Source organism: Peptoniphilus sp. (assembly GCF_022767005.1).
GTDB lineage: Bacteria > Bacillota > Clostridia > Tissierellales > Peptoniphilaceae > Peptoniphilus_A.
The window spans coordinates 1-21,836 of record NZ_JALEOV010000009.1 but is presented as its reverse complement, the minus strand read 5'-3'; the positions used below and the strand labels follow the sequence as shown (position 1 = coordinate 21,836).

The 21,836-nt window shown below is 31.1% G+C and carries 21 protein-coding genes, 1 pseudogene and 1 other annotated feature; of the genes and pseudogenes, 14 read left to right on the top strand and 8 right to left on the bottom strand.

All coding sequences use genetic code 11. From position 1 onward, the window contains the following. Positions 1 to 202: 202 nt before the first annotated feature. Complete coding sequence (gene mgtE / locus MR285_RS00730; protein ID WP_293557206.1) at positions 203 to 1,525, top strand: magnesium transporter; 1,323 nt, start codon at positions 203 to 205, stop codon at positions 1,523 to 1,525. A 215-nt stretch (positions 1,526 to 1,740) separates the two neighbouring features. Beyond that, a complete protein-coding gene (locus MR285_RS00725; protein WP_293557205.1) occupies positions 1,741 to 1,971 on the top strand; it encodes a hypothetical protein in 231 nt (76 codons plus the stop codon). A 99-nt stretch (positions 1,972 to 2,070) separates the two neighbouring features. Here MR285_RS00725 and MR285_RS00720 read toward each other — a convergent pair whose 3' ends face one another. The 8 genes from MR285_RS00720 to MR285_RS00685 form a co-directional block, all read right to left on the bottom strand. Next, positions 2,071 to 2,511, bottom strand: a complete 441-nt coding sequence (locus MR285_RS00720; protein ID WP_293557204.1) for a DUF4825 domain-containing protein — start codon at positions 2,509 to 2,511, stop codon at positions 2,071 to 2,073. Between the two features lie 158 nt (positions 2,512 to 2,669). After that, the gene (gene surE / locus MR285_RS00715; protein WP_293557203.1) at positions 2,670 to 3,416 is read right to left on the bottom strand and encodes a 5'/3'-nucleotidase SurE; all 747 of its coding nucleotides are present in this window, start codon (positions 3,414 to 3,416) and stop codon (positions 2,670 to 2,672) included. A 12-nt stretch (positions 3,417 to 3,428) separates the two neighbouring features. Further along, positions 3,429 to 4,214, bottom strand: a complete 786-nt coding sequence (locus MR285_RS00710) for an MBL fold metallo-hydrolase (protein ID WP_293557202.1) — start codon at positions 4,212 to 4,214, stop codon at positions 3,429 to 3,431. A gap of 47 nt (positions 4,215 to 4,261) precedes the next feature. After that, positions 4,262 to 5,110: a two-component system regulatory protein YycI gene (locus MR285_RS00705; protein WP_293557201.1), complete on the bottom strand. Its 849-nt coding sequence runs from the start codon at positions 5,108 to 5,110 to the stop codon at positions 4,262 to 4,264. Between the two features lie 4 nt (positions 5,111 to 5,114). Beyond that, positions 5,115 to 6,452, bottom strand: a complete 1,338-nt coding sequence (locus tag MR285_RS00700; RefSeq protein ID WP_293557200.1) for a hypothetical protein — start codon at positions 6,450 to 6,452, stop codon at positions 5,115 to 5,117. Then, entirely contained in the window at positions 6,436 to 8,235 is a 1,800-nt protein-coding gene (locus tag MR285_RS00695; protein ID WP_293557199.1) for an ATP-binding protein, read from the bottom strand. The genes MR285_RS00700 and MR285_RS00695 overlap by 17 nt, the downstream gene beginning before the upstream one ends. Then, positions 8,235 to 8,939, bottom strand: coding sequence for a response regulator transcription factor (locus MR285_RS00690; protein WP_293557198.1), 705 nt, complete (start codon positions 8,937 to 8,939; stop codon positions 8,235 to 8,237). Before MR285_RS00690 ends, MR285_RS00695 begins: the two co-directional genes overlap by 1 nt. Before the next feature lie 14 nt (positions 8,940 to 8,953). Further along, positions 8,954 to 9,439, bottom strand: coding sequence for an Lrp/AsnC family transcriptional regulator (locus MR285_RS00685; RefSeq protein ID WP_293557197.1), 486 nt, complete (start codon positions 9,437 to 9,439; stop codon positions 8,954 to 8,956). 191 nt (positions 9,440 to 9,630) lie between these two features. On the opposite strand from MR285_RS00685, the gene MR285_RS00680 reads away from it, so the two are divergent. The 12 genes and pseudogenes from MR285_RS00680 to MR285_RS00625 all read left to right on the top strand — a co-directional run. Further along, positions 9,631 to 10,203, top strand: coding sequence for a GNAT family N-acetyltransferase (locus MR285_RS00680; protein WP_293557196.1), 573 nt, complete (start codon positions 9,631 to 9,633; stop codon positions 10,201 to 10,203). A gap of 3 nt (positions 10,204 to 10,206) precedes the next feature. Continuing rightward, positions 10,207 to 11,217, top strand: coding sequence for a DnaD domain protein (locus MR285_RS00675; protein WP_293557195.1), 1,011 nt, complete (start codon positions 10,207 to 10,209; stop codon positions 11,215 to 11,217). Further along, on the top strand, positions 11,192 to 12,148 hold the full coding sequence (locus MR285_RS00670) for an ATP-binding protein (protein WP_293557194.1): 957 nt from the start codon (positions 11,192 to 11,194) through the stop codon (positions 12,146 to 12,148). The genes MR285_RS00675 and MR285_RS00670 overlap by 26 nt, the downstream gene beginning before the upstream one ends. An 11-nt stretch (positions 12,149 to 12,159) precedes the next feature. Further along, the gene (locus MR285_RS00665) at positions 12,160 to 13,362 is read left to right on the top strand and encodes a pyridoxal phosphate-dependent aminotransferase (protein WP_293557193.1); all 1,203 of its coding nucleotides are present in this window, start codon (positions 12,160 to 12,162) and stop codon (positions 13,360 to 13,362) included. Next, a complete protein-coding gene (locus MR285_RS00660; protein ID WP_293557192.1) occupies positions 13,349 to 13,630 on the top strand; it encodes a hypothetical protein in 282 nt (93 codons plus the stop codon). Before MR285_RS00665 ends, MR285_RS00660 begins: the two co-directional genes overlap by 14 nt. Positions 13,631 to 13,726: 96 nt before the next feature. Then, positions 13,727 to 15,328, top strand: a complete 1,602-nt coding sequence (locus tag MR285_RS00655; protein ID WP_293557191.1) for a potassium/proton antiporter — start codon at positions 13,727 to 13,729, stop codon at positions 15,326 to 15,328. Between the two features lie 8 nt (positions 15,329 to 15,336). Further along, positions 15,337 to 15,741, top strand: coding sequence for a hypothetical protein (locus MR285_RS00650; RefSeq protein WP_293557190.1), 405 nt, complete (start codon positions 15,337 to 15,339; stop codon positions 15,739 to 15,741). 47 nt (positions 15,742 to 15,788) lie between these two features. Continuing rightward, positions 15,789 to 16,006 (top strand) — a binding site (T-box leader). 65 nt (positions 16,007 to 16,071) lie between these two features. Further along, a complete protein-coding gene (locus tag MR285_RS00645; protein WP_293557189.1) occupies positions 16,072 to 17,184 on the top strand; it encodes a 5-methyltetrahydropteroyltriglutamate--homocysteine S-methyltransferase in 1,113 nt (370 codons plus the stop codon). 372 nt (positions 17,185 to 17,556) lie between these two features. Then, on the top strand, positions 17,557 to 18,993 hold the full coding sequence (locus MR285_RS00640; protein WP_293557188.1) for an amino acid permease: 1,437 nt from the start codon (positions 17,557 to 17,559) through the stop codon (positions 18,991 to 18,993). An 18-nt stretch (positions 18,994 to 19,011) separates the two neighbouring features. Next, complete coding sequence (locus tag MR285_RS00635; RefSeq protein WP_293557187.1) at positions 19,012 to 20,334, top strand: M18 family aminopeptidase; 1,323 nt, start codon at positions 19,012 to 19,014, stop codon at positions 20,332 to 20,334. A gap of 358 nt (positions 20,335 to 20,692) precedes the next feature. After that, positions 20,693 to 21,415: an alpha/beta hydrolase gene (locus MR285_RS00630; RefSeq protein ID WP_293557229.1), complete on the top strand. Its 723-nt coding sequence runs from the start codon at positions 20,693 to 20,695 to the stop codon at positions 21,413 to 21,415. After that, a pseudogene (locus tag MR285_RS00625) lies at positions 21,415 to 21,836 on the top strand (lysylphosphatidylglycerol synthetase family protein); the annotation flags it as partial. The gene MR285_RS00630 and the pseudogene MR285_RS00625, both read left to right, overlap by 1 nt.

Below are 21,836 nucleotides of genomic sequence, written 5' to 3'. Positions count from 1 at the left end.
TAAAATCTCCTTTATGTTAAAATAATTTTATATGGAGGTGTTTACATGGATACCAGTCGACCCTGGAAAAATGTATTAGTCTATGCGATAAAGGAGAAATTCAGAAGGCTTATAAATTCATAAGTCTATTTAATCATGCCTCTTTACCGCTTAGACAGCGGCTTTTTTTATGCAAAAAAGTCATAAAAATTAAGGAGGCTTTATGAAAAAATACAATAGAGAAGAATTATTAAAGACACAAGATACCATCAATAAAATGGATCCTGTCGATATCGCAGAACAACTAGAGGACCTTCCAAAGGAAGATGTCGCCATTTGGATAAAACTTTTAAACAAAGACCTCTTGGCAGACGCCTTTTCCCTATTGCCAGGAGATAAAAAAGTTGAAATAATAGGTTCCCTTTCCCAAGATAAAATATTATCTCTTATGAAAGATTTGGAAGAAGATGAACTTGTAGACACATTGCAAGAATTGCCAGCTAATATGGTTAGAAAGCTCATGAACCACTTTATAGAAGAAGAGAGAAGACCAGTTATAAATGAACTTTTGGGCTATCCTCAGGAATCTGTTGGTTCAATTATGTCCGTTGGATTTATCTTTGTAAAAAAGACAGCAACTCCAACACAGGCCCTAGAAAAAATTATTCATTCAGACTTAGACGCAGATAGATTGGAACAAGTTTGGGTTACAAATGAGTCCCTTGTGCTAATTGGCTATGTAAACTTGGCAGACTTACTTCGTAACAAAAATAAAAATATTGAAGAATTTATGCACCCAATAAACTCTAGCGTCTATGCAACAGATGACCAAGAAGTTGTAGCAAAACTTGCACATAAATACGACCTATCAGAAATTCCAGTAACGGATTCTGAAGGAAGACTTGTAGGTATTGTACCAGTTGAATGGGCAATTGACGTAATGCATGACGAATATGAAGAAGACTTGGGGAATATCCACGGTATTAGCGAATCATCACCAGAACATTATTGGGACAAATCTGTATTTAGGCTTGCAAAGGATAGAACTATGTGGCTTATAATTTGTCTTGTAACAGCAACTTTTACAAGTTTTATAATAAAAAGATATGAAGCACTTTTAGCATCAAGTGTTGCACTTGCAGCTTATATTCCAATGTTAATGGACTCTGGTGGAAATGCAGGAACACAATCATCCACTACAATAATTCGTGGAATTTACACAGGTGAAGTTGAGTTTAAAGAATTTTTACAAGTAATGTTTAAAGAATTTCGCATTGGACTCATTGTGGGATTAATTTTAGTAGTAGTAAATATAATTAGGATGTCAATTTTAGACACTGTGGATATTGGCGTAACTCTAACAGTATCAGCTACACTGCTTACTACCATAGTTTTGTCAAAGATAATTGGCGGAATACTTCCCTTAATTGCAGAAAAATTGAAAATCGACCCAACTATTATGGCTGGACCACTTATCACAACAATAGTAGATACCCTAGTATTATTTGTATATTTTGAAATTGCAACAGTTTTAATAGGTGTTTAAATAAAAGTTAGAGGAAGACTTAAAAGTTTTCCTCTTTTTTAATGGGAAATAAAATTTAATACTTGACACAAATAAAGCAATAGTATATTTTTAAGATGAAAATATATGATATTTTTAAATTTACAAAGGTATAAGAAAAGCTATGTATAATATTATAAGATGGAGTAAAGGTTTAATCATTACGGCTAGTTAGAATTTCATAAGGGGGTGAAGTTTTGAAAAAAGGTTTAACTATTCTTCTTGTTTGTCTATCATTTTTTGCAGGTTTTTTTACAAATAAGACTATTGCAAAGGAAGACCAAGGATTGACAAAAACTCAAATGGAAAAATTAATCAATAGAAAGATTTCCGAAGATGAGTGGAAAAAAATGACTAGAGATGGAGATGTACAAATGATTGGTGGAGCAGACGAGCCTACACAAATTTTTACAAATTCAGATAAATAAAAATTAGAAGACAAAAAATTATGTAAAAAACTATGCTAAATATTTTGGCATAGCTTTGGTAAATCTTAAAGAAGGGGAAACTAATTGTAGTCTCCCCTTTTAATTATTTATAAAATTTTCTAAGTTTTCTCTGCTTTCTGATATTTTTTCTAGACTTGTATTTTCTTTTTTTAGATTTTCTTCTACTTCTTTTCGATTATATGTAAAGATTTCTCTTTCATTTTCATCTACATAATATAAATTGTCTAAGTTTTTTATTAGGGCAAGAGTTGTGGCTACATTTTTAAACAAATCTTTTTTCTCTAAATTTTTATAATTTTTACAGAAGACTTTTAAGCCATAGGGTTCTTTTTCTGATAAAATTTTTATTTCACTTGTTTGAAAATTTTTTGGATATGCTTGCATATTAATTATTTGGGAAACTTTTGAGTTGTCGCCAACAAAATCGGTTTTAAAATCGTATATTGTCTTTTCCTTTTTTTGACAAGCTGAAAAAATAAAAATCACAGCAATAAAAAGTACTAAGTTAAATCTTTTCATTTCAATCCACCTCTTTATTAAAGCATAGCAAAAATAAAAAAAAGTCACAAGGACTTTTTAGGTGCATAGCTTACATTATAGTTCTTAAAAATATTCCAAAAATTAAAATTATTAAAAATATTAGGGTAAATTTGTAGTTCACGATTTTCTCCTAGAATTTATTTTAAAATTTCCTTTAATTCATTTATTAGAGTTAAGTTTGTAACATCGTATAAAAGTGGACTTACTGTGGCATAGTTTTGTCCAAGAAAATATACATCTGAATCATTGGTGCTATTTTCCTTTGGAAAGCCCCTTAGCTTCATGTTGTAACCTTCTCCGTCTTCTGATATGTCATATATGCTCATGACATCGGCACCAACTTTGCAGACCTCTATTCCCTTTAATTCTTCGTAATCGAGATAGGGAACATTAATATTTAAAACTTGCAACTTTTTAAAATCTTCAAGCTTATTAAAAACATCCATTGCAACTTTTGCTGCTGTTTCAAATTTTGAATGACCCTTAACCCATTGAGCTGATACTGCAATTGCCGGTATGTTAAATAAATTTGCTTCGATGGCTGCAGAAACTGTGCCTGAGTAGAGTACATTTGTGGCTGTGTTAAATCCAGAGTTAATCCCAGAGAAACAGTAGTCGAATTTTTCGTCTAAAAGATGTACTGCCGCTCTTACACAATCAGCTGGTGTGCCATATACGCAAAGGCTTCTTACATCTTCAAGTCCTTCTAATTTTGTATCTTGTACAATTAGTGGACTTTTAAAAGTTATTGCATGGGATTTTCCTGAATTTTCAACATTTGGTGCTGCGATTGTAATTTTGTGTCCCTCTTTAATAAGTGCCTTTGCTAGGACTTCTATACCTTCGGCGTTAATTCCGTCGTCATTAGTAACTAGTATATTCAAATTTTCCTCCCTTTAAAGTTCAAACACTTCCGATGGCAAAAATCTTGGTGCAACATCTATTGTGTAGTCTACATTATTTTCTTTATGTTCGGCTGAGAGCAAATCCTTAACTGTCTTTAGTGCTAATTCTGGCAAATTGTTGTCAGATGAAAGGTGTCCCAATAAAATTTTTTCTTTTTTCTTCTTTAACATCATTGATAGGACTTCTGCTGCATTTTCATTGGAAAGATGTCCCTTTGTAGACAAAATTCTTTGTTTTGTGGGATAAGGATAAGTTCCGTTTATTAACATATCAACATCGTGATTTGATTCAAGATAAAAAAGGTCAGAACCGTCCATTTTTTCCATTGCATCTGCGTTTACCCAACCTGTGTCTGTGAGAAGCGAAATTTTTTTGTCGCCAGTTACCACAAAACCACAACCACTTGCACAGTCGTGAAAAGTAGAAATAGGCATAATTTCTAAGTCTTTAAAGGTAAAGCTCTTTCCATTTTCAAAGATAAAAGTGTTTTTTGGGTCAAGCTTTTTCACAATAGGAAGCATTCCATCGAGAGTCATCATATTGGAAAAAACTTTTATATTATGTCTTCTCGACAAAACTCCCACAGATTTTATGTGGTCAATGTGCTCGTGAGTAACTAAAATTGCATCGATTTCGCTTGCCTTTACTCCAATTTTTTCTAAGTTGTCTTCGATTTTTTTGCCTGAAAGTCCAGCATCTATAATAATTTTTGTATTTTTATATTCAATATATTGGCAGTTGCCACTAGAGCCACTTGCCAATGAGCAAAATTTCATAAAAACCTCCAAGCTTATTCTAACACAGCGCCATTTATTTGTTAAGCTTAGTAATTGGATAGGACTGTGTATTCTCCGTCAGCAAATTCTACTTTCCAAGCTGGGATTGCACGACCATTTACTGCACGAGTTATGTCTTCAATATAGCCCTGGTCTTCGGGATTAAAATAAAAGCAAGGGATAATTTTTTCTATGGTCTTGTTGTAATAATCCACCTTATTTAATAGTGTCAAGAGTGCACGTGGTGCAGGTGCTAGATATATTTTTTGGTCAGATTTATCCATTACATTTAGCCAAAGTCTATCCATTGACATTACACCTCGCGAGTCTATGACAAAATTTGTGTAGGAACTTTCTACTGGTATGCTGTCGAAAATTTTTGTGTAATTTAAAATGTATTTATCGCCATCAATTTTGTAATAACTTAGATAAATATCCCTTGTGTCGTATTTTTTGTCTAATAAAAATTTTTGGGCAATATTTTGGGCTTCTTCTAAACTGTCAATTTTATATTTATTTTCCTTAGTTCTATTTTCGTAGAAGGCTCGTCTTCCGTTAACGAGATTTATATATTCGCTGCCACAAGAAATCTCTGCAAGATCTGTACTTGGCCTTGCAATTTGACCCTTTCCATTAAAGTATCTATCGTTGATGTCTTCTTCTGTTGAAGTTTCAAAGGAAACCAAAACTGATGGAAGTTTTTTAGTTTTCCTTGGGATTTTTGTATCTAGATTAATATTTTTTTCAGCTAAAAGTTTGGTTACTTCTCTTACAAAATCCCTTGTTGTAGATTCATTTCTTAGTCTGAAATTTGTATAATTTGTATAGAAAAACAAAGTTGCATTGGCAACTAATAGTGCTATTATTAAAATTTTTTTAATTTTTTTCCAATCCATAATACTACCTAACCATCATTAACTTTCCAGTTGCTGTGTTAAAATAATAAATATTGCCCATATAGATAATTTCGTAGGCAAGCATTGGTTCAGTTGCCTCGACATCACTAAAGCTTAAATAAACTAAATTCAAATTCTCTATTGAATTTAAAATATCCATAGTTGAATTATTATTAAATAGATTTCTATTTTGATTTATAATTCTATGAATTTCTTTAAGATAAATTTTTTCTTTTTTATAAATTGGGTTGTTATCCTTCCTAATGTAATACTCTCTATAATTTTTTACAAATTCAGAATATACATCAATTTCGATAAAGCTATGTTTCTTTGAAGGAAGTACAAGAGGAATTTGTCCGTCCTTTAGGTTAAAATAAAACCTGTATCCAAGATTACCGTTGTAGTCACAAGGTTCAATTTTTTCAAGATAAATTCCATTGCTAATTCCGGTTTTTTGTGCAATAAATTCCACTGCTCTATTAAGGGATTTATTTAAATCTCTCGATTTTACATCAAAAAGTGATTCCAGAGAGTATTCTATTATGCCATCATAAGAAAGTGAGAGGTACTCGTTTTCGTAGATATAAGTATTTTTGCCATCAACAGTGATTTCTCTAATATAATCAATGGGTACGTTCAAAAATCTTTCGGCAAGAGTTGATTTTTTATCTTCTTCAAGATTATAAAGTCCAGATATGTAGGAAACCTTTTGAAGAGAAACATAGTCTTCATTAGGAATGTAAATATCCTTTTTAATTCCATAAGCTTCATAAAAATTTACAGAGCGAATTCCCTTCTCCTTAACTTCAGCTATAATGTCGTCTATGGAGAAATCTACTTTAATATCCAATAATTTATAAAAGTTTTTGCTACCAGAGATGTAAATTTCTCCAAGATTAGATATATATATGGAGTCTACACTAAGGTTTATGTCGTTGCTATTTCTGTTGTCGCCAATTAAATTTACAAAAACTGATCCAGATAACGGTGAATTAAATTTAAAGACAATGGATTTTTTCTTTTGCAGATTCAAATATTCTTCAGTATCAATTAATTTTAAATTTTCAGAAGTTGCCTTTTGTAGTTTTTCAGAAATATTTTGGGCAGTTTTTTTCCAATATTCAGAAAGGTCCGTAGTCATGTAATGTTCTCTATCACCTAAGTTTGCAATAATTCTTTGTGGAGTTAAGATTTCTTTTAAAAATTCATTTACATCTCCAACTGTTTTTTTATTTTCGTCTCTCGTGTCAAAGGATAGCCAAAGGTTTTTTGATTGGAAAACCAGTAGGAGTATTAAAAATATTATTGCAAAAGTGGATAAATATCTATGAAATTTCTTCATCTTTTTCACCTGTTTTAAAGAGTAGAGTAATTGTTGTGCCTTCTCCAAAAACTGATTCTACTTTTAAATTTCCACCAAGGGAGTTTATCATTTCGTTGGCAATAGATAGTCCAAGTCCTGTGCCGCCCATTTCTCTACTTCTGCCCTTTTCCACGCGGTAAAATCTTTCTGTAATTCGTGGAAGATCTTCCTTTGGTATGCCAATGCCATTGTCTGAGACTTTTATTTCAACAAAATCTCCAACATTTTTTGCAAATATTGAAATTTTTCCAAAGTCTGGAGTGTACTTGCAGGCGTTGGAAATAATATTTGTAAGAATTTGGTCAGCACCATTTCTGTCGGCGTAAATGTCCTTTATGTCCATGGCAATGTCGAATTCGATTTTGTGATGCTTTTGCGTGATAAGTAGTGATTGAGATTCAATAGCTTCGTCAATAAATTCATAGGTATCAAATTTTACTAAATTCAAATTGTCCTTGTTGTAGTCTATATTTGATAGAGATAAAAGATCTGTAACAATCCTAGACATTCTTGAATTTTCTCTGTCGATTACTTTTAAAAATTTCTTTTCAGAATCAGAGTCTAGGTCGCTATCCAAAAGAGTTTCTGTGTAAGATTTAATTGTAGTAATTGGAGTTTTTAATTCATGACTTACATTTGCCACAAATTCCTTGCGCATAATATCAAGCAAGTGTTCCTTATTTACATCTTGGAGTACAATTATTAGTCCAGAGTTTATAAGGGCATCGGATTTATAAGGGGCATACTTAATTTTGTAGAAAGTGTCCGAAATTTTTGTAAGCTCTTCGCCCTTTAAAGTATCTTCATTTTTGTAGTCGATATTGTAAAGATTTATACTCTTTAAATTTATTTCACGGTTAAAGTCTTTTTCAGAAATATTTAAAATTTTCTTGGCAATAGAGTTTGCGTGGATCAATTTATTATTTCTGTCAATGGCAATTACACCTTCAGCCATGTAATTAAAAATTGTGTTTAGCTTTGACTTTTCAAGGTCCATTTTTTCTATGGTTTCGCGAAGTTCCTTTGTTAAAAAGTTAAACATCATACCTAATTCGCCAATTTCGTCGTCGCTTTTTACTTCAACACTTTGGTTAAAATTTCCCTTTGCCATGGCTCTTGCCTTTTTTGTGAGAGCACGAATTGGGTCTGTAATAGAGTTTGCAATAAAATATCCCAAAATTGATGTGGTGATAAGAGAAATAATAGTTGCATAAGTAATTATTACTTTTGAGTCTTCTATTACAGAATAAATAGAATTTAAATTTCTCGTCATATAAATAATTGCAAGAATTTTTCCGTCGCCAGATAAAATTGGTCTTGCAATATGCTTTTCAACGCTGCCTTCGTTTTTATATTCAACAATTTTTTCGCGAGTTTTACCCTTTAATGCATCCATTACAAGTTTTGGCTCAATAAATTTATAGTTATAGGCATCCTTTAAATCATCGGATGAAATATTTTTTGTGCTTGCGAGTATTTTTGGGGCTTCTTCAGAAGAAATAATGTAAGCAGATTCTTCACTGGAAATACCCCAGTCTTTTAGGGTTGCATCAAGCTGGGGTAGTGTTTTATAATTATTATCTCTAAAAAAAGCTGAAGTTGTAGTTGCAAGTGTGTCCATGGTTTTTACCATGGCAGTAGTTGCAGTTTCTATCTGCACATTTTCAAGTCTATCTATTATAAAGGTAGAAGCGATAAACATGGAGATTAAAACAAGTACAACGTAAATTAAAATAAATCTCGATTTAATAGAGTGGCTCATTAGGATTCTCCACTATCTGCTGCAAATAAATATCCAACTCCCCTTTTAGTCTTGATGTATTTAAAATCTTTGTTTTCATCTTCGATTTTTTCACGGAGTCTTCTTACAGTTACATCAACTGTTCTTATATCTCCATAATATTCATATTCCCAAACTTCTTCAAGGAGTTCTTCTCTTGAAAAAACTATACCGGGATGTGAAGCTAAATATTTTAAAAGTTCAAATTCGCGAAGAGTGAGTTCGATGTTTTCACCATTTCTCTTAACTTGATATTTATTTAAGTCGATCTCAAGGTCCATTACCTTTAAGACTTTTGTATCTTCTTCCTTTTTTTCTTGTGAATCAAAGCGTCTTAGAACTGCCTTTACTCTTGCAAGGAGTTCTCTCATAGAGAAAGGTTTAACCACATAATCATCTGCACCAAGCTCAAGCCCAAGGACTTTATCAACTTCATCCTCTCTAGCTGTTAGCATAATAACAGGTACATCAGAAAATTTTCTTATTTCTCTAAGGGCCTCAAACCCATTTAATTTTGGCATCATAATGTCAAGTAGAATTAAACCGTAATTGTTCTCGCCTGCAAGTTCAATTGCACTTTTGCCATTGTCGGCAGTGTCAATTATATATCCTTCTTTTTCGAAATTAAATTTTATAATTTCAGAAATTGCAGATTCGTCGTCTACTACGAGTATCTTCTCTTCCATAAAACCATCCTTTATTATTTTTTATCAATTCTTGTGAAAATTTCGTTGCTTCCCTTTTCTGAATAGAGAATTAATAGAGTTTTTGTATCAAGTATTCCATCTATCTTTAAAATCATATCATAAAACCTTGTGAGGTCGGAAGTATTTACAGTTTTTATTCTTAACATAATGCAATGTTCGCCTGTAACTCTATAACATTCAAAAATTTTAAATTTTTCATCTTTTATTTCCATTATTTTAGAAATTAAATTTTGAAAGTTATTTGTATTAACTTTTGCAAGGACATAAGTGTCTACATTGTAGCCAATTTTTTGCCAATCAACTAAGACTTTATATCCCTTAATAAAACCAGCATCTTCCATTTTGTATATTCTTCTGTGGATTGCAGGTCTTGTAAGATTTAACTGTTTTGAAATATCTTCATGACTCATTCTTCCATTTTTTCTTAAAAGCTCTAAAATTTCGATATCTATTTCATCTAAATTTTCATTTTTTTTCATAAAGATTCTCCCTGTTACGAATTGTATAATTTTTTTTTACTAACCTTACTTTATTTTAACATAAATTGAAAAAAATAAAATATATTTAAACACTGTAAAAGATTATGTAAATTACAAAATTAATATTTAATAAGCGATAAATCTTTATAGAGATTATAAAATAGTATATAATAACTTGTACGGAGGCTCTTATGGAAAATTTTTCAGCTCTTAGTTTTAGAAAAATGGAAGTAGAGGATGTTTTTACTTTTAGAAATTGGGGAAAACATAATTCAATTTTGTTTTTAGAATACAATTTTATTGAAGATGGAGAAGAAAATATTATTGCTTGGTTTAATTGGAAGACTAAGAGACCTTTTTCAGAGTATTATGTAATTCTTTTAGAAGAAAAAGTAATTGGCTACTTGTCTTTAAAAAATATTAATATTTTTTTAAAAAGAGGAGAACTTGGAATAGTGCTTGACCCAAATTATGTAAATAAGGGCATTGGCAAAAAAATCCTAAAAATATTTTTAGATTATCTAAAGAGTAGAAATTTTAAAAAGATAATTTTATTTGTAGCAGATTACAACAAAAGAGCAAAAAAAGTTTACAATAGCCTTGGATTTACAAAAAAGTATGAGTTCCTTATGCGCTTTACTAATGGAAAATATGAGGAAAATAATTTGGATTTTAAAAATAACAGCAAATCCTTTAAAATTATTTTTAATAGAACTTTTTATTACGCCATAAAAATGGAACTAGACCTTGAAAGAGATTGGTGAGATATGTTTTTACTTGAAAAAAATAAATATGACCTTGGAGAAACTTCCATAGAAAATATTTTTATAAATGATTTTATGCCAGGTGCCAATGGTGAATTTGTTAAAGTTTATATCCTCGGATACAAATTTGCAAAGGAAAATAGAGAAGACTTGACTAATGAAAAACTCGCCGATTACCTTGGCATACTGGAATCTGATGTCAATAGAGCTTGGCAATATTGGCAGAAGATGGGCATAGTTGAAATAGAAAATGAAAAGATAAAGTTTGTTAATTTAAAGGAACTTTATATTAAAAATGTTTACAATTTGAAAGAAGAAAAAAAGAAGGACAAGGGTTACTCGGAAATCGTAGAGAATCCCGTTTATGCAAATTTACTTACTCGAGTAGAATTTTTGATGAGAGAACCTATTGCTCCAATGAAAAAAATTGATATTATTAATTGGATTACATCATACAATATGCCAGCTGATTTAATCGAAGAGGCATTTTTTTATACAACGGAAATTAAGGGAATTTACAGTGTTTCCTATGCTGAAAAAGTTGTAAGAAATTGGTCCCGTGAGAATATTAGGACCATGGAAGATGTTGAAAAATCTTACATTGAACACGATGTAAAATATTATAGATATAAAAAGGTCATGAGGTATATTGGAGTGGACAAAAAATTTTCTCAAGCTGATTTTAATATTATTAATTCTTGGTTTGATGAATTTAATTTTTCAAAGGATTTAATCCTCGCCGCTTGCAATAGAACTTCAAAAATTTCTAAGCCAAATGTAAATTATGTTGACGCTATTTTGAGAAAATGGAAGGAACTTAACATTAATTCAGTTGAAGAGATTGAAGAAAAGGACCAAAAGAAGAAAAAGAGAAAACCAACTGCTTTTCATAATTTTAAGCAAATTACAGATAAATATTCAGAAGATGAATTAGTTGATGTTGCAATGCGAAAACAGCGTGAAGGTTTTAAAAAATTAGGTGTTGATTATGGAACTCACGGCAAAGATAAGTAATTATTACGAAAACTTGAGAAAGAAAAATATTGAAACTCATGAAAAAAGAGTGGAAGAAATTTACAAAAAAATTCCAGAAGTGAGAGAAATCGACGGACTTATTAGAGATATTGCTCTAAGGGCTTCCATTGAACAGATAAAAAATCCAAATCAAGATAAATCCATAGAGCAGTCAGAAAAAATTTATAAATTAAAACTTAAAAAGATGGAGTTTTTAGAAAAAATGGGTTATCCTAGAGATTACCTAGAAGAGATATACACTTGCAAGGATTGTCATGATACAGGAATCAACGAAGACAATGAGAAATGCCACTGCTTAAAGAAATTAATTGTATCTGAACTATACGACATGAGCTCAATTTCCTATATGCTTGACAAAGAAAATTTCGATAAATTTGATTTGAATGTTTTTTCTGAAAAAGTTTATGAAGAATTTAACATGTCGCCAAGAGAAAATATGAAAAATATCCTTGCCATTTCAAAAAGTTTTATAAATAATTTTGATGAAAAAAATGATGTAAATTTACTTTTATGGGGGCCAACAGGTCAGGGCAAGACCTTTTTACTCAATTGCATAGCTTCTGAACTTATAAATAAAGACGCAATAGTCATTTATCAGACAGCCTATGAAATTTTAAATACAATTGAAAATAGAAAGTTTAAGAATATAGATGATGATAGGTACAATTTGTACTTTGAGTCCGATCTTTTAATCGTAGATGACCTTGGGATTGAACTTGTAAATTCCTTTACAACTTCAGAGATTTTTAACATTATTAATACAAGACTTTTGCGAGGAAGAAAAACTTTAATTTCTACAAATTTATCGCCTAAAGAACTTTCAGAAACTTATACTGATAGAGTTTTTTCGCGAGTTTTTCAAAAATTTGTGCCAATTAGATTTTTTGGACCGGACCTTAGATGGCAATGAAGGGAGAAAAGATGAAATTATCAAAGAGAATTGAAGAGGTAGAGTATTCTGCAATAAGAAAGCTTACACCCTATGTTGACAAGGCTAAAAAAGAGGGTAAAAAACTTTATGAACTTAACATTGGTGCACCGGATATTGACGTGCCAGATATTTATTATGATACATTCCACCAATTTAGAAAGGGACCACTTCCCTATGCTCATGCACAAGGACTTCGTGAATTAAGAGAGGCAACTGCAAATTATTATAAAAATAGAAATATAAATTTTGATGCAGACGATATTTACATTACAAATGGAGCAAGTGAAGCTATTTTATTTACCTTTCAAGTTATTGCTGATGAGGGAGCTAGCGTTCTTACAACTGACCCCTTCTACACAAACTATATGACAGTTTTTGAGCAACTTGGCGTTGAGTTAGATGCTTTTAAAACTGATCCAGACAAGGGTTTTGCGCTTCCTGAAGAAGAGGAAATTGAAAAGCATATTACAGACAAGACTGTGGCAATTTTACTTTCAAACCCAACTAATCCAACAGGAGCGCTTTATTCTGAAGAAGAAATTACTAGAATAGTTAATCTTGCAAAAAAATATGATTTATTCATTATAGCAGATGAAGTGTATAGAGAGTTTGTCTACGATGGCAATACTTATAAATCCTTTGGAGAAGTGGAAGGAATAGAAGAAAACTTAATTTTAATCGATTCAATTTCAAAAAGATTTGGCGCTTGTGGTGCAAGAATTGGTTCAATTGCATCAAAAAACAAAGCTTTTAACGATGGAATAAATAAACTTTGCAACTGCAGGCTTGCTGCTTCAACTATTGAACAAATGGCTGCTGCAAAGTTATATGAAATTGACAAAAGTTATTTTGAAGAAGTAAATAAAGAATATCAAAAAAGGCGCGATGTAATTTACGAAGAATTAATTAGTATTCCAGGAGTAAAAGTAAAAAAACCAAAGGGAGCTTTTTATGTAATGCCAAAACTTCCCGTTGACGACACAGAAAAATTTGCAATTTGGATGATTGAAAATTTTGATATTGACGGAGAAACTCTCGTATTTGCACCAGCAAAGGGATTTTTTAAAAACAAAGAAGACGGAAAGCAAATGATAAGACTTGCTTTTATATTAAATACAGATGCTCTTAAAAAAAGCATGAAAATTTTAAAAGAAGGCATTAAAGCTTATGTGAGTGAAAATGAAAAAAGATAAAATTTTAAAAATTCTAGAAAAGATTCTAATTTTTTTAGTAACACTTATAATGATTTCAGTTTTAGCAAATCAATATATAAAGACAAGTGCAGGAGCGATAAACGAGAGCTTAAGAATGGTACAAATTATTCTCGCAATCGTGATAGTATTGTTAACTCTTTTAATGGCAGGTATCAATAAAAATAGAGCATTGTTTTTTATTTTAATAGGATTTTATGCTTTGACGGGAATTTTGTTTTTTATATTTAAATCTGCAAATAAAATCTAAAGTGGATTATTTTTCAACTTTAATTAGCTAAATATGTTATAATTAAAATATATGGAACTGTCATAGGCAGTTCCTTTTTTAAAAAAGAGGAGAATTATGAATCTATTACTTATAACATTGGTACTATTATTGGCGATAATCGCCACAAAAATTTCAAATAGGTCAGGTCTTCCCGCACTGCTTTTATTCTTGGCACTTGGAGTTTTATTTTCAGCACTGGGATATGATTTTAACAATTATAAAGTTGCAGAAAATATTGCCACTATTTCACTTATGATAATAATTTTTTACGGTGGTTTTGGAACAAATTGGACAATGGGTCGTCCTACTGCTAAAGAGGCTATAAGTCTTGCTACCTTGGGAGTTTTTGCAACTGCAATATTAACTGGACTTTTTTGCCACTACATTTTAAAAATTAATTTTTTGGAATCAATGCTACTTGGTTCAGTTGTTGCTTCAACAGATTACGCTTCTGTATCAAATATTTTAGTTTCAAAGAATTTAAACTTAAAATATTCCACGGCATCACTTCTCGAAATTGAAAGTGGCTCTAACGACCCTACTGCATACACAATGACAATGGTGTTTTTGTCAATTTTATCTGGTTATAGTGTTTCAGTTCCAATAATTATTTTGCAACAAGTTGTCCTTGGAGTTCTTGGTGGATTTTTACTTGGATTTATTTTTATAAAGATTATAAAAATATTATCCCTTGACGAAGAAGGTCTATTCTCAGTTTTTATAGCAACGATGATGTTGGGGACTTATTCTCTAACATCACTTGTTGGTGGCAATGGATATTTAGCACTATACATCCTTGGAATTTACATTGGAAACCACGAATTTAGAAGAAAAAGAGATGTAGTTTTTTTCTACGATGGGCTTTCAACAATATTTCAAATTGCCATGTTCTTTTTATTGGGACTTTTATCTGACATACATTTAATAATAAAGGCAATTCCAATTGGATTTATAATTACAATATTTATGTTGCTTGTAGCAAGACCACTTTCAGTTTTTGGACTAATGGCACCCTTCAAAATGAAGAAAAATCAGTTGACATTAATTTCCATTGCAGGACTTAGAGGAGCAGCAGCCATTGCCTTTGCTATAATGGTTGTGAACTCTGGATTAAATATTTCCATTGACATTTTCCACATAGTTTTTGTGATTTGTATATTTTCACTTTTAATACAGGGAACAGCGCTGCCCTTTGCAACTAAGAAGCTGGACATGTATGATCCCGACGACTCAGTTTTAAGGACATTTAACTATTATTCAGATAAAACAGATCTTGAATTTATAAAAACCTATGTTGCAAAAAATTCTCCATGGGTAAATAAAAAAATATCAGAGATAGAAATAGCTTTTAATATAATTATTGCAAAAATCGAAAGAGATAAAAAGAGCATTGTACCAAGGGGCAACACCTATCTCAGAGAGGGAGATGTAGTTGTGTTAGGTGGCGAAGCTTACTTTGATTCAACAGGTCAGGATCTATTAGAAATAAAAATTTCTGAAACGCACAAATGGGCAGGAAAAAGAGTAAAAGACCTTCACATAGATAAGCATGAGCTTATAATTATGGTGCAAACTCCAAGTGGAGATATAATTGTGCCAAGGGGCGACACTGTTTTAAATCCTGGAGATAGAGCAGTTATTTCTAAAGAAACAAATGAAATAGAAGATCCAAAATAGGAGGAATTATGTCGGATTTTAAAGAAATAAATGAAGCTAGGGATGCACTTTTGGATTTAAGAAATGAAATTGATGAAGTTATAAAAAACACAGAAAGTGCAAGCAGGTGGAGTATGTTTGACATTTTTGCAGATTCCGGCATAGTGGGATTTGTAAAAAGATCAAAAATAAAGGACATCAATAAAGGTTTAGAAATTATTCGAGAAAAATTAGAAATTGCAAAAAAGGAACTTGGCGATTTAAGATTAAATTTAGACGAGGAAATAAGCGATACATACTACGACTTTTTTGTAGATATAATTTTTGACAATATATTTACAGACCTTCGAGTGAATAGAGAAATAAAAGAGATAAGAGAAAATTTATACAATCTTCGTGAAAGAGTTGAAGAAATTTTAAAAAAATTAAATTAAATCTTGACAGAAAAAATTAAAGATGCTAACATAGTTAAAAATAAAAAATAAACCATTTGAAGAGAAGAGTAATCTTACTTAGAATTTTACAGAGAACCCCGTTTGGTGAAAGGGGCAAAGGAAAAGAAAGATGAACATGGCCTCTGATGGGATTAGTCGATATTAGACTTTTACGGGAGCTCCCGTTATAGAGATAGAGTATGTTGGTACTTGAGAGTGGCATTTATGCAAAATAGGTGGTAACGCGGAAAATTTCGTCCTTATTGTTTTTTTAAAACAGTAAGGACTTTTTTTATACATTCTCAAGATGGATTGAAAAGGAGAAAGAAAATGACAAAAATTTTAGCACCAAGTAAGTACGATGTAGTAGGATCTTTTTTAAGACCAGTTGAACTAAAAATAGCAAGAGAAAAATTTAAAAAGGGAGAAATAAATTCCCAAGAACTTAAAGAAGTTGAAGACAGAGAAATTGAAAAACTAGTTAGAAAAGAAAAAGAAGCTGGATTAAAAATTATATCTGATGGAGAATTTAGGAGAAGCTGGTGGCACTACGATTTCTTTTGGGGACTAGAAGGAATTGAAAAATATATTTTAAAAGAAGATGAGCTAATTCACTTCCATGGCGAAACATTAAGACCAGAAGGAGTAAAAATAGTAGGAAAAATTGGCGGAAAAAATCACCCTTTCTTAGAGCATTATAAATTCATAAAAGGCTTTGAAGATGAAAATACTTTAGCAAAACAAACAATTCCAGCCCCTGCACAACTTCTAAGAACTGTTTATAAGCAAATAGGCAGCGGAGAAGTTTACGAAGATGAAAATAAATTTGTAGAAGATGTGGCTAGAGCTTACGGAGAATTTTTCCACGAAATTTATGAATTGGGTTGCAGAAATTTACAAATTGACGATTGTACATGGGGTGCATTAGTAGACGAAGACGCCACAAAAATTTACGAATCTGACGGCAAGAATATTGAGGACTTAAAGAAAATTTATCTAGAAATAAACAATAGAGCAATAGAAAATGCACCAGAGGGATTAAATATTACAACTCATATTTGCAAGGGAAATTACAAATCATCCTATCACTTTAAGGGAGGCTACGATGCAGTAGCTGATTATGTACTTGCAAGAGAAAATGTATCTGCCTTCTACCTTGAATACGATGACGAAAGAAGTGGCGATTTTAAAGCACTTTCTAAAATTCCAGAAGGCAAGAAGGTAGTCCTTGGCATAGTAACAAGCAAAAGACCAGAACTTGAAGACAAAGAAAAATTAAAGGAAAGAATAAAAGAAGCATCACAATATATACCACTAGAAAATATATGTATTTCACCACAATGTGGCTTTTCATCAACAGAAGAAGGAAATACATTGACAGAAGAAGATCAATGGAAAAAAATTGCACTATTAAAAGAAGTTGCAGAAGAAATTTTAGAATAATTTTAAACATAATAATTACAAAATCCTCGAGTTCTCGGGGATTTTATTTTTGTTTTATATATGCACATACATAGAAGGAAACTTATAATTATTTTATCTTAATTAAAAACAAGTTAAAAATAAAATTGTATTTTTTAATTAAAAATTATTAAAAATAATTTTAAAATAAAAGCATTTACTTCACACAATAAATTGAAATAGTTATGTATTTAACTACATCCTAAACTTCATACAAGAATTGATTTAAACAGATATTGAAGTTTATTTAAATGTAAAAATGTTTTCAATATTCTTTAAATATACTAGACTACATATTTCTTTTTGGATATAATTAACTTAATCATGCAATTATAATATGAGAGGAGACAAAAAATGCAAGATTCACAAAAGAAAATCAAGTGGTATATGCTGTCATTTATGGCATTCTCCACTTTATGGGGCTTTGGAAATGTTGTTAACGGTTTCGTATTCTTTAACGGAATTCAAGTAATATTTTCATGGGTCCTAATGTTCGCACTTTACTTTATACCTAATGCCCTAATGGTAGGGGAACTTGGTTCAGCCTTCAAGGACGAGGGTGGTGGAGTTACTTCATGGATTAGAGCAACTTCAAGCGATAAGTTAGCTTATTATGCAGGTTGGACTTATTGGGCATGTCATATCACATACATTGCTTCTAAGGGTTCTGGTGGACTAAAGGCAATGAGTTGGATGTTCTTCCAAAATGCAGAAGTTTATGATTCATTACCTACTGTGTATGTTCAACTTGCAACTCTAGCAGTATTTTTAATATTTTGTTGGGTAGCCAGCAAGGGACTTAATCCACTTAAAAACTTGGCAACTATTGCTGGTTCTAGTATGTTTGTAATGGGAATTCTTTATATTTTAATGATGTTCGCTGCACCAAAAATTAATCCTAATGGTGGTTATCAAGCTATGGACTGGTCACTTGACAATTTAATTCCAACATTTGATATGAAGTATTTTACAAGTTTATCAATACTTGTATTTGCCGTTGGTGGAATTGAAAAAATGAGTCCTTATGTAAATCATATGGATGGAAATTCTTCAACTGAATTTCCTAAGTCAATGATTTTTGCGGCAGTAATGGTAGTTATTTCAGCTATATTTGGTACTATTGCAATGGGTATGATGTTTGACCCTGCTATAATTAATTCTGATCCAGCAACTTTTGACTCTTATGCAGCAAATGGTGCTTATTGGGCTTTCCAAAAATTAGGAGAATATTATGGCGTTGGCAATGCCATTATGATTATTTACGCATTATGTAACATGATCGGTCAATTCTCTACACTTGTTGTAAGTATTGATGCACCACTAAGAATGCTACTTGACGATGACAGAACAAACAAATATATACCAAGAAAGCTTCTTAAGAAGAATAAATACGGAGCTTACATCAATGGTATTAAACTTATTATAGTTCTTGCAGGTTCTATTATTCTTGCACAAATTCTTGTACCAGGTGCTGCAACTGTATTGAGACAACTTACAAAGCTTAATTCAATTACAATGCCACTTCGTTACCTATGGGTATTTTTGGCATATATTTACTTGAGAAAAAATAGAAAAGATGTAAAAAGAGATTTCTTCTTTACTCGTAACCAAGGCATTGCATTATTCTTCGGATTCTGGTGCTTTATAGTGACATTAGCTTGTTGTATATTGGGTATGATTTCAGATGACCCAATGCAAATGGCACTTAATGTAATAACACCACTTGTACTTGTTGCACTTGGAGTAATTTTACCAAAGATTAGAGCAAATGAAGACAGAAAACTTAGCTAATTTCTTAAAGGAGGAAGAATGAATTATTTAGAAACTTCAAAGGAATTGTTAGAATTTATTAGAAAAAGCGCAAGTATGTTCCACACAATTGATACTGTGAAATCTTATCTTGATGCAGAAAACTTTATTGAACTAAGGGAAGGCGAAAGCTGGAACATTGAAAAGGGCAAAAATTATTACACAACTAGAAATGGTTCAAGTGTAATTGCTTTTAAAGTAGGTAAGGACCTTTCAGATTATCACTACCAACTAGTAGCTTCTCACTCTGATTCTCCAACATTTAAAGTAAAGAGTATTCCAGAGCTTGAAGGTCCAGAAGATTATATAAAATTAAATGTCGAAGTATATGGTGGACCAATTGACTCCGTTTGGTTTGACAAACCTCTTACAATAGCAGGAAGAGTATTAGTTGAAGAAAAAGATGAGATTGTATCTAAACTTTTATACATCGACAAAGATATTTTAATTATTCCAAATGTAGCAATTCACATGAATAGAGATGTAAATAAGGGCTATAATTATAATAGACAAGTAGATTTGCTTCCATTATTTACAACAGGAGCAATGAAAAAGGGCGATTATGATAAAATGATTGCAGATGAACTTGGAGTAAATGTTGATCAAATTATTTCTAAGGATTTATTTTTAGTAAATAGGCAGGAAGGAAAAATTTGGGGATACAAGGATGAATTTGTATCTTCACCTAAACTTGACGATTTAGAATGTGCCTTCACTTCACTTAAAGCATTTATTCAAGGATCAAATGATAAGGCTGTAAATGTATATTGTTGCTTTGACAACGAAGAAGTTGGCTCAAATACAAAACAAGGTGCAATGAGTACATTACTTCACGATACATTAAAAAGACTTAACGCATCTCTTGGATTTGACGAAGAAGAATACCACAAGGCTGTGGCAAAATCTTTCTTAGTAAGTGCAGACAATGCTCACGCAGTTCATCCAAATCACAAAGAATTAACTGATGATGAAAATAGAACTTTCATAAACAAGGGAATTGTCATAAAAGAAGCTGCAAATCAAAAATACACATCAGATGCTTTTTCACAAGCAGTATTTAAAAAGATTTGTGCTTTAGTAGATGTACCAGTTCAACACTTTGCAAATAGAAGCAATATGCAAGGCGGATCAACTCTTGGAAACTTATCTAACACACAAGTTTCACTTCACGCAGTTGACATTGGACTTCCACAACTTGCAATGCACTCAAACTATGAAACAGCTGGCGCAATGGATCCAGTTTATATGATTAAAGCACTTACAAAATATTATGACTTAAATATTAAAATTGATGGAGCATCAAAAATTGCTATTGAAGAATAATTTTTGCTTACAAATTAAAAAATTATTTGAGTAAAATTAAAAAACACTTAAAGAGCGGACTTATAAAGTTTGCTCTTTTTTTTACGATATATCTAACTTTTTTAATCACAATATTTTAGATGATACTAATTAAAGGGATTTAATTGGATTTTCTGCTATAGTAAAATATGATATGGATTTTGTCAGAAGAAATAATAGCAAAACTTTTAAAGATATTACAGATTACTGGGTGAAAATCACTGGTAATATCTAACTTGATTTCATGATTTTATATTTAACTCTTTATTAAAGATCTTTCGCATAATCTTTTTTGTGTAAAAGGGAATAAAATACTTTAAAGGTGTTAAAATAAATGGAGGTGAGGAATTTGAATAAGTTTTTTATAATGCGCGATGGAGCAAAGATTTTTGCAAAAATTGTGGGAAGTGGTGAACCACTTTTACTTCTCCATGGAAATGGAAATGATTCTAGTTTTTTTGACAAGCAAATTAATGAGTTTAAAAGGGATTATAAAGTCATTGCCATGGACACTAGAGGTCATGGCAAAAGCGACAAGGGCTATAATTTAAACTTAGAAGACTTGTCAAGGGATGTGTTAGACTTATTAGATGATTTGAAAATTCAATGTGCGAATATCTTGGGTTTTTCTGATGGAGCAAATCTAGCCCTTACCTTTGCGAAAAATTATCCAAAAAGAGTTAAAAGACTTGTTTTAAATTCTCCCAATAAAGATTTTTCGCAGGTGAAATTTATTCCAAGAATTTTAAGTTACATTTTTTATTACAATTTAAAGATTTTATCCAAAATTTTTACAGGTCTTAGAAATTATTTTTCCGTCTATAAACTAATTTTTGATAAAATAAAAATTATAGATAGCGACTACAAAAAATTTGATTTTCCAGTTTTAATTATTGCCGGTGAAAGAGATCTAATATACCTTAAAAATTTTTACAAGATTGCGAAAAAAATAAAAAAATCTAAATTATATATAGTTAAAAATCACGGACATAAAGTTGCTAGGACAAACCCTGACGAGTACAACAAAGTAGTCCTTAATTTTTTGAAAAAAGAGGTGAAGTAATGGACAAATTAAAAAAGTTTGCTAAGGGAATTAAGCCAATATTTTTATTTGGTGTAATTCTTTTAGTAATTCTTGAATTTACAAAACTGAGAAAGGAAATTTCTTTTGAAGAGGTTTCAAATATTTTTTATGAAATTTCTATAATAAAAATTTTTGCAATGGCAGTATTGGGATTTGTTGCCTTTTTACCAATGATTTTTTATGATATTCTCTTGAATAATTTTTTAAAATTAGATAGAGATAAAGAATACATAATAAAAAGATCTATCACTGTAAATTCCTTTAACAACTTAATTGGATTTGGTGGTGTGATAAATATTGGACTGAGAATGAGATATTTTGGTGAAGAAAAGGATAGCAAGAACTTTTTAAAGTTTTTGGTTAAGTCACTTTTCTTTGACATTGCAGGTCTTTCATTTTT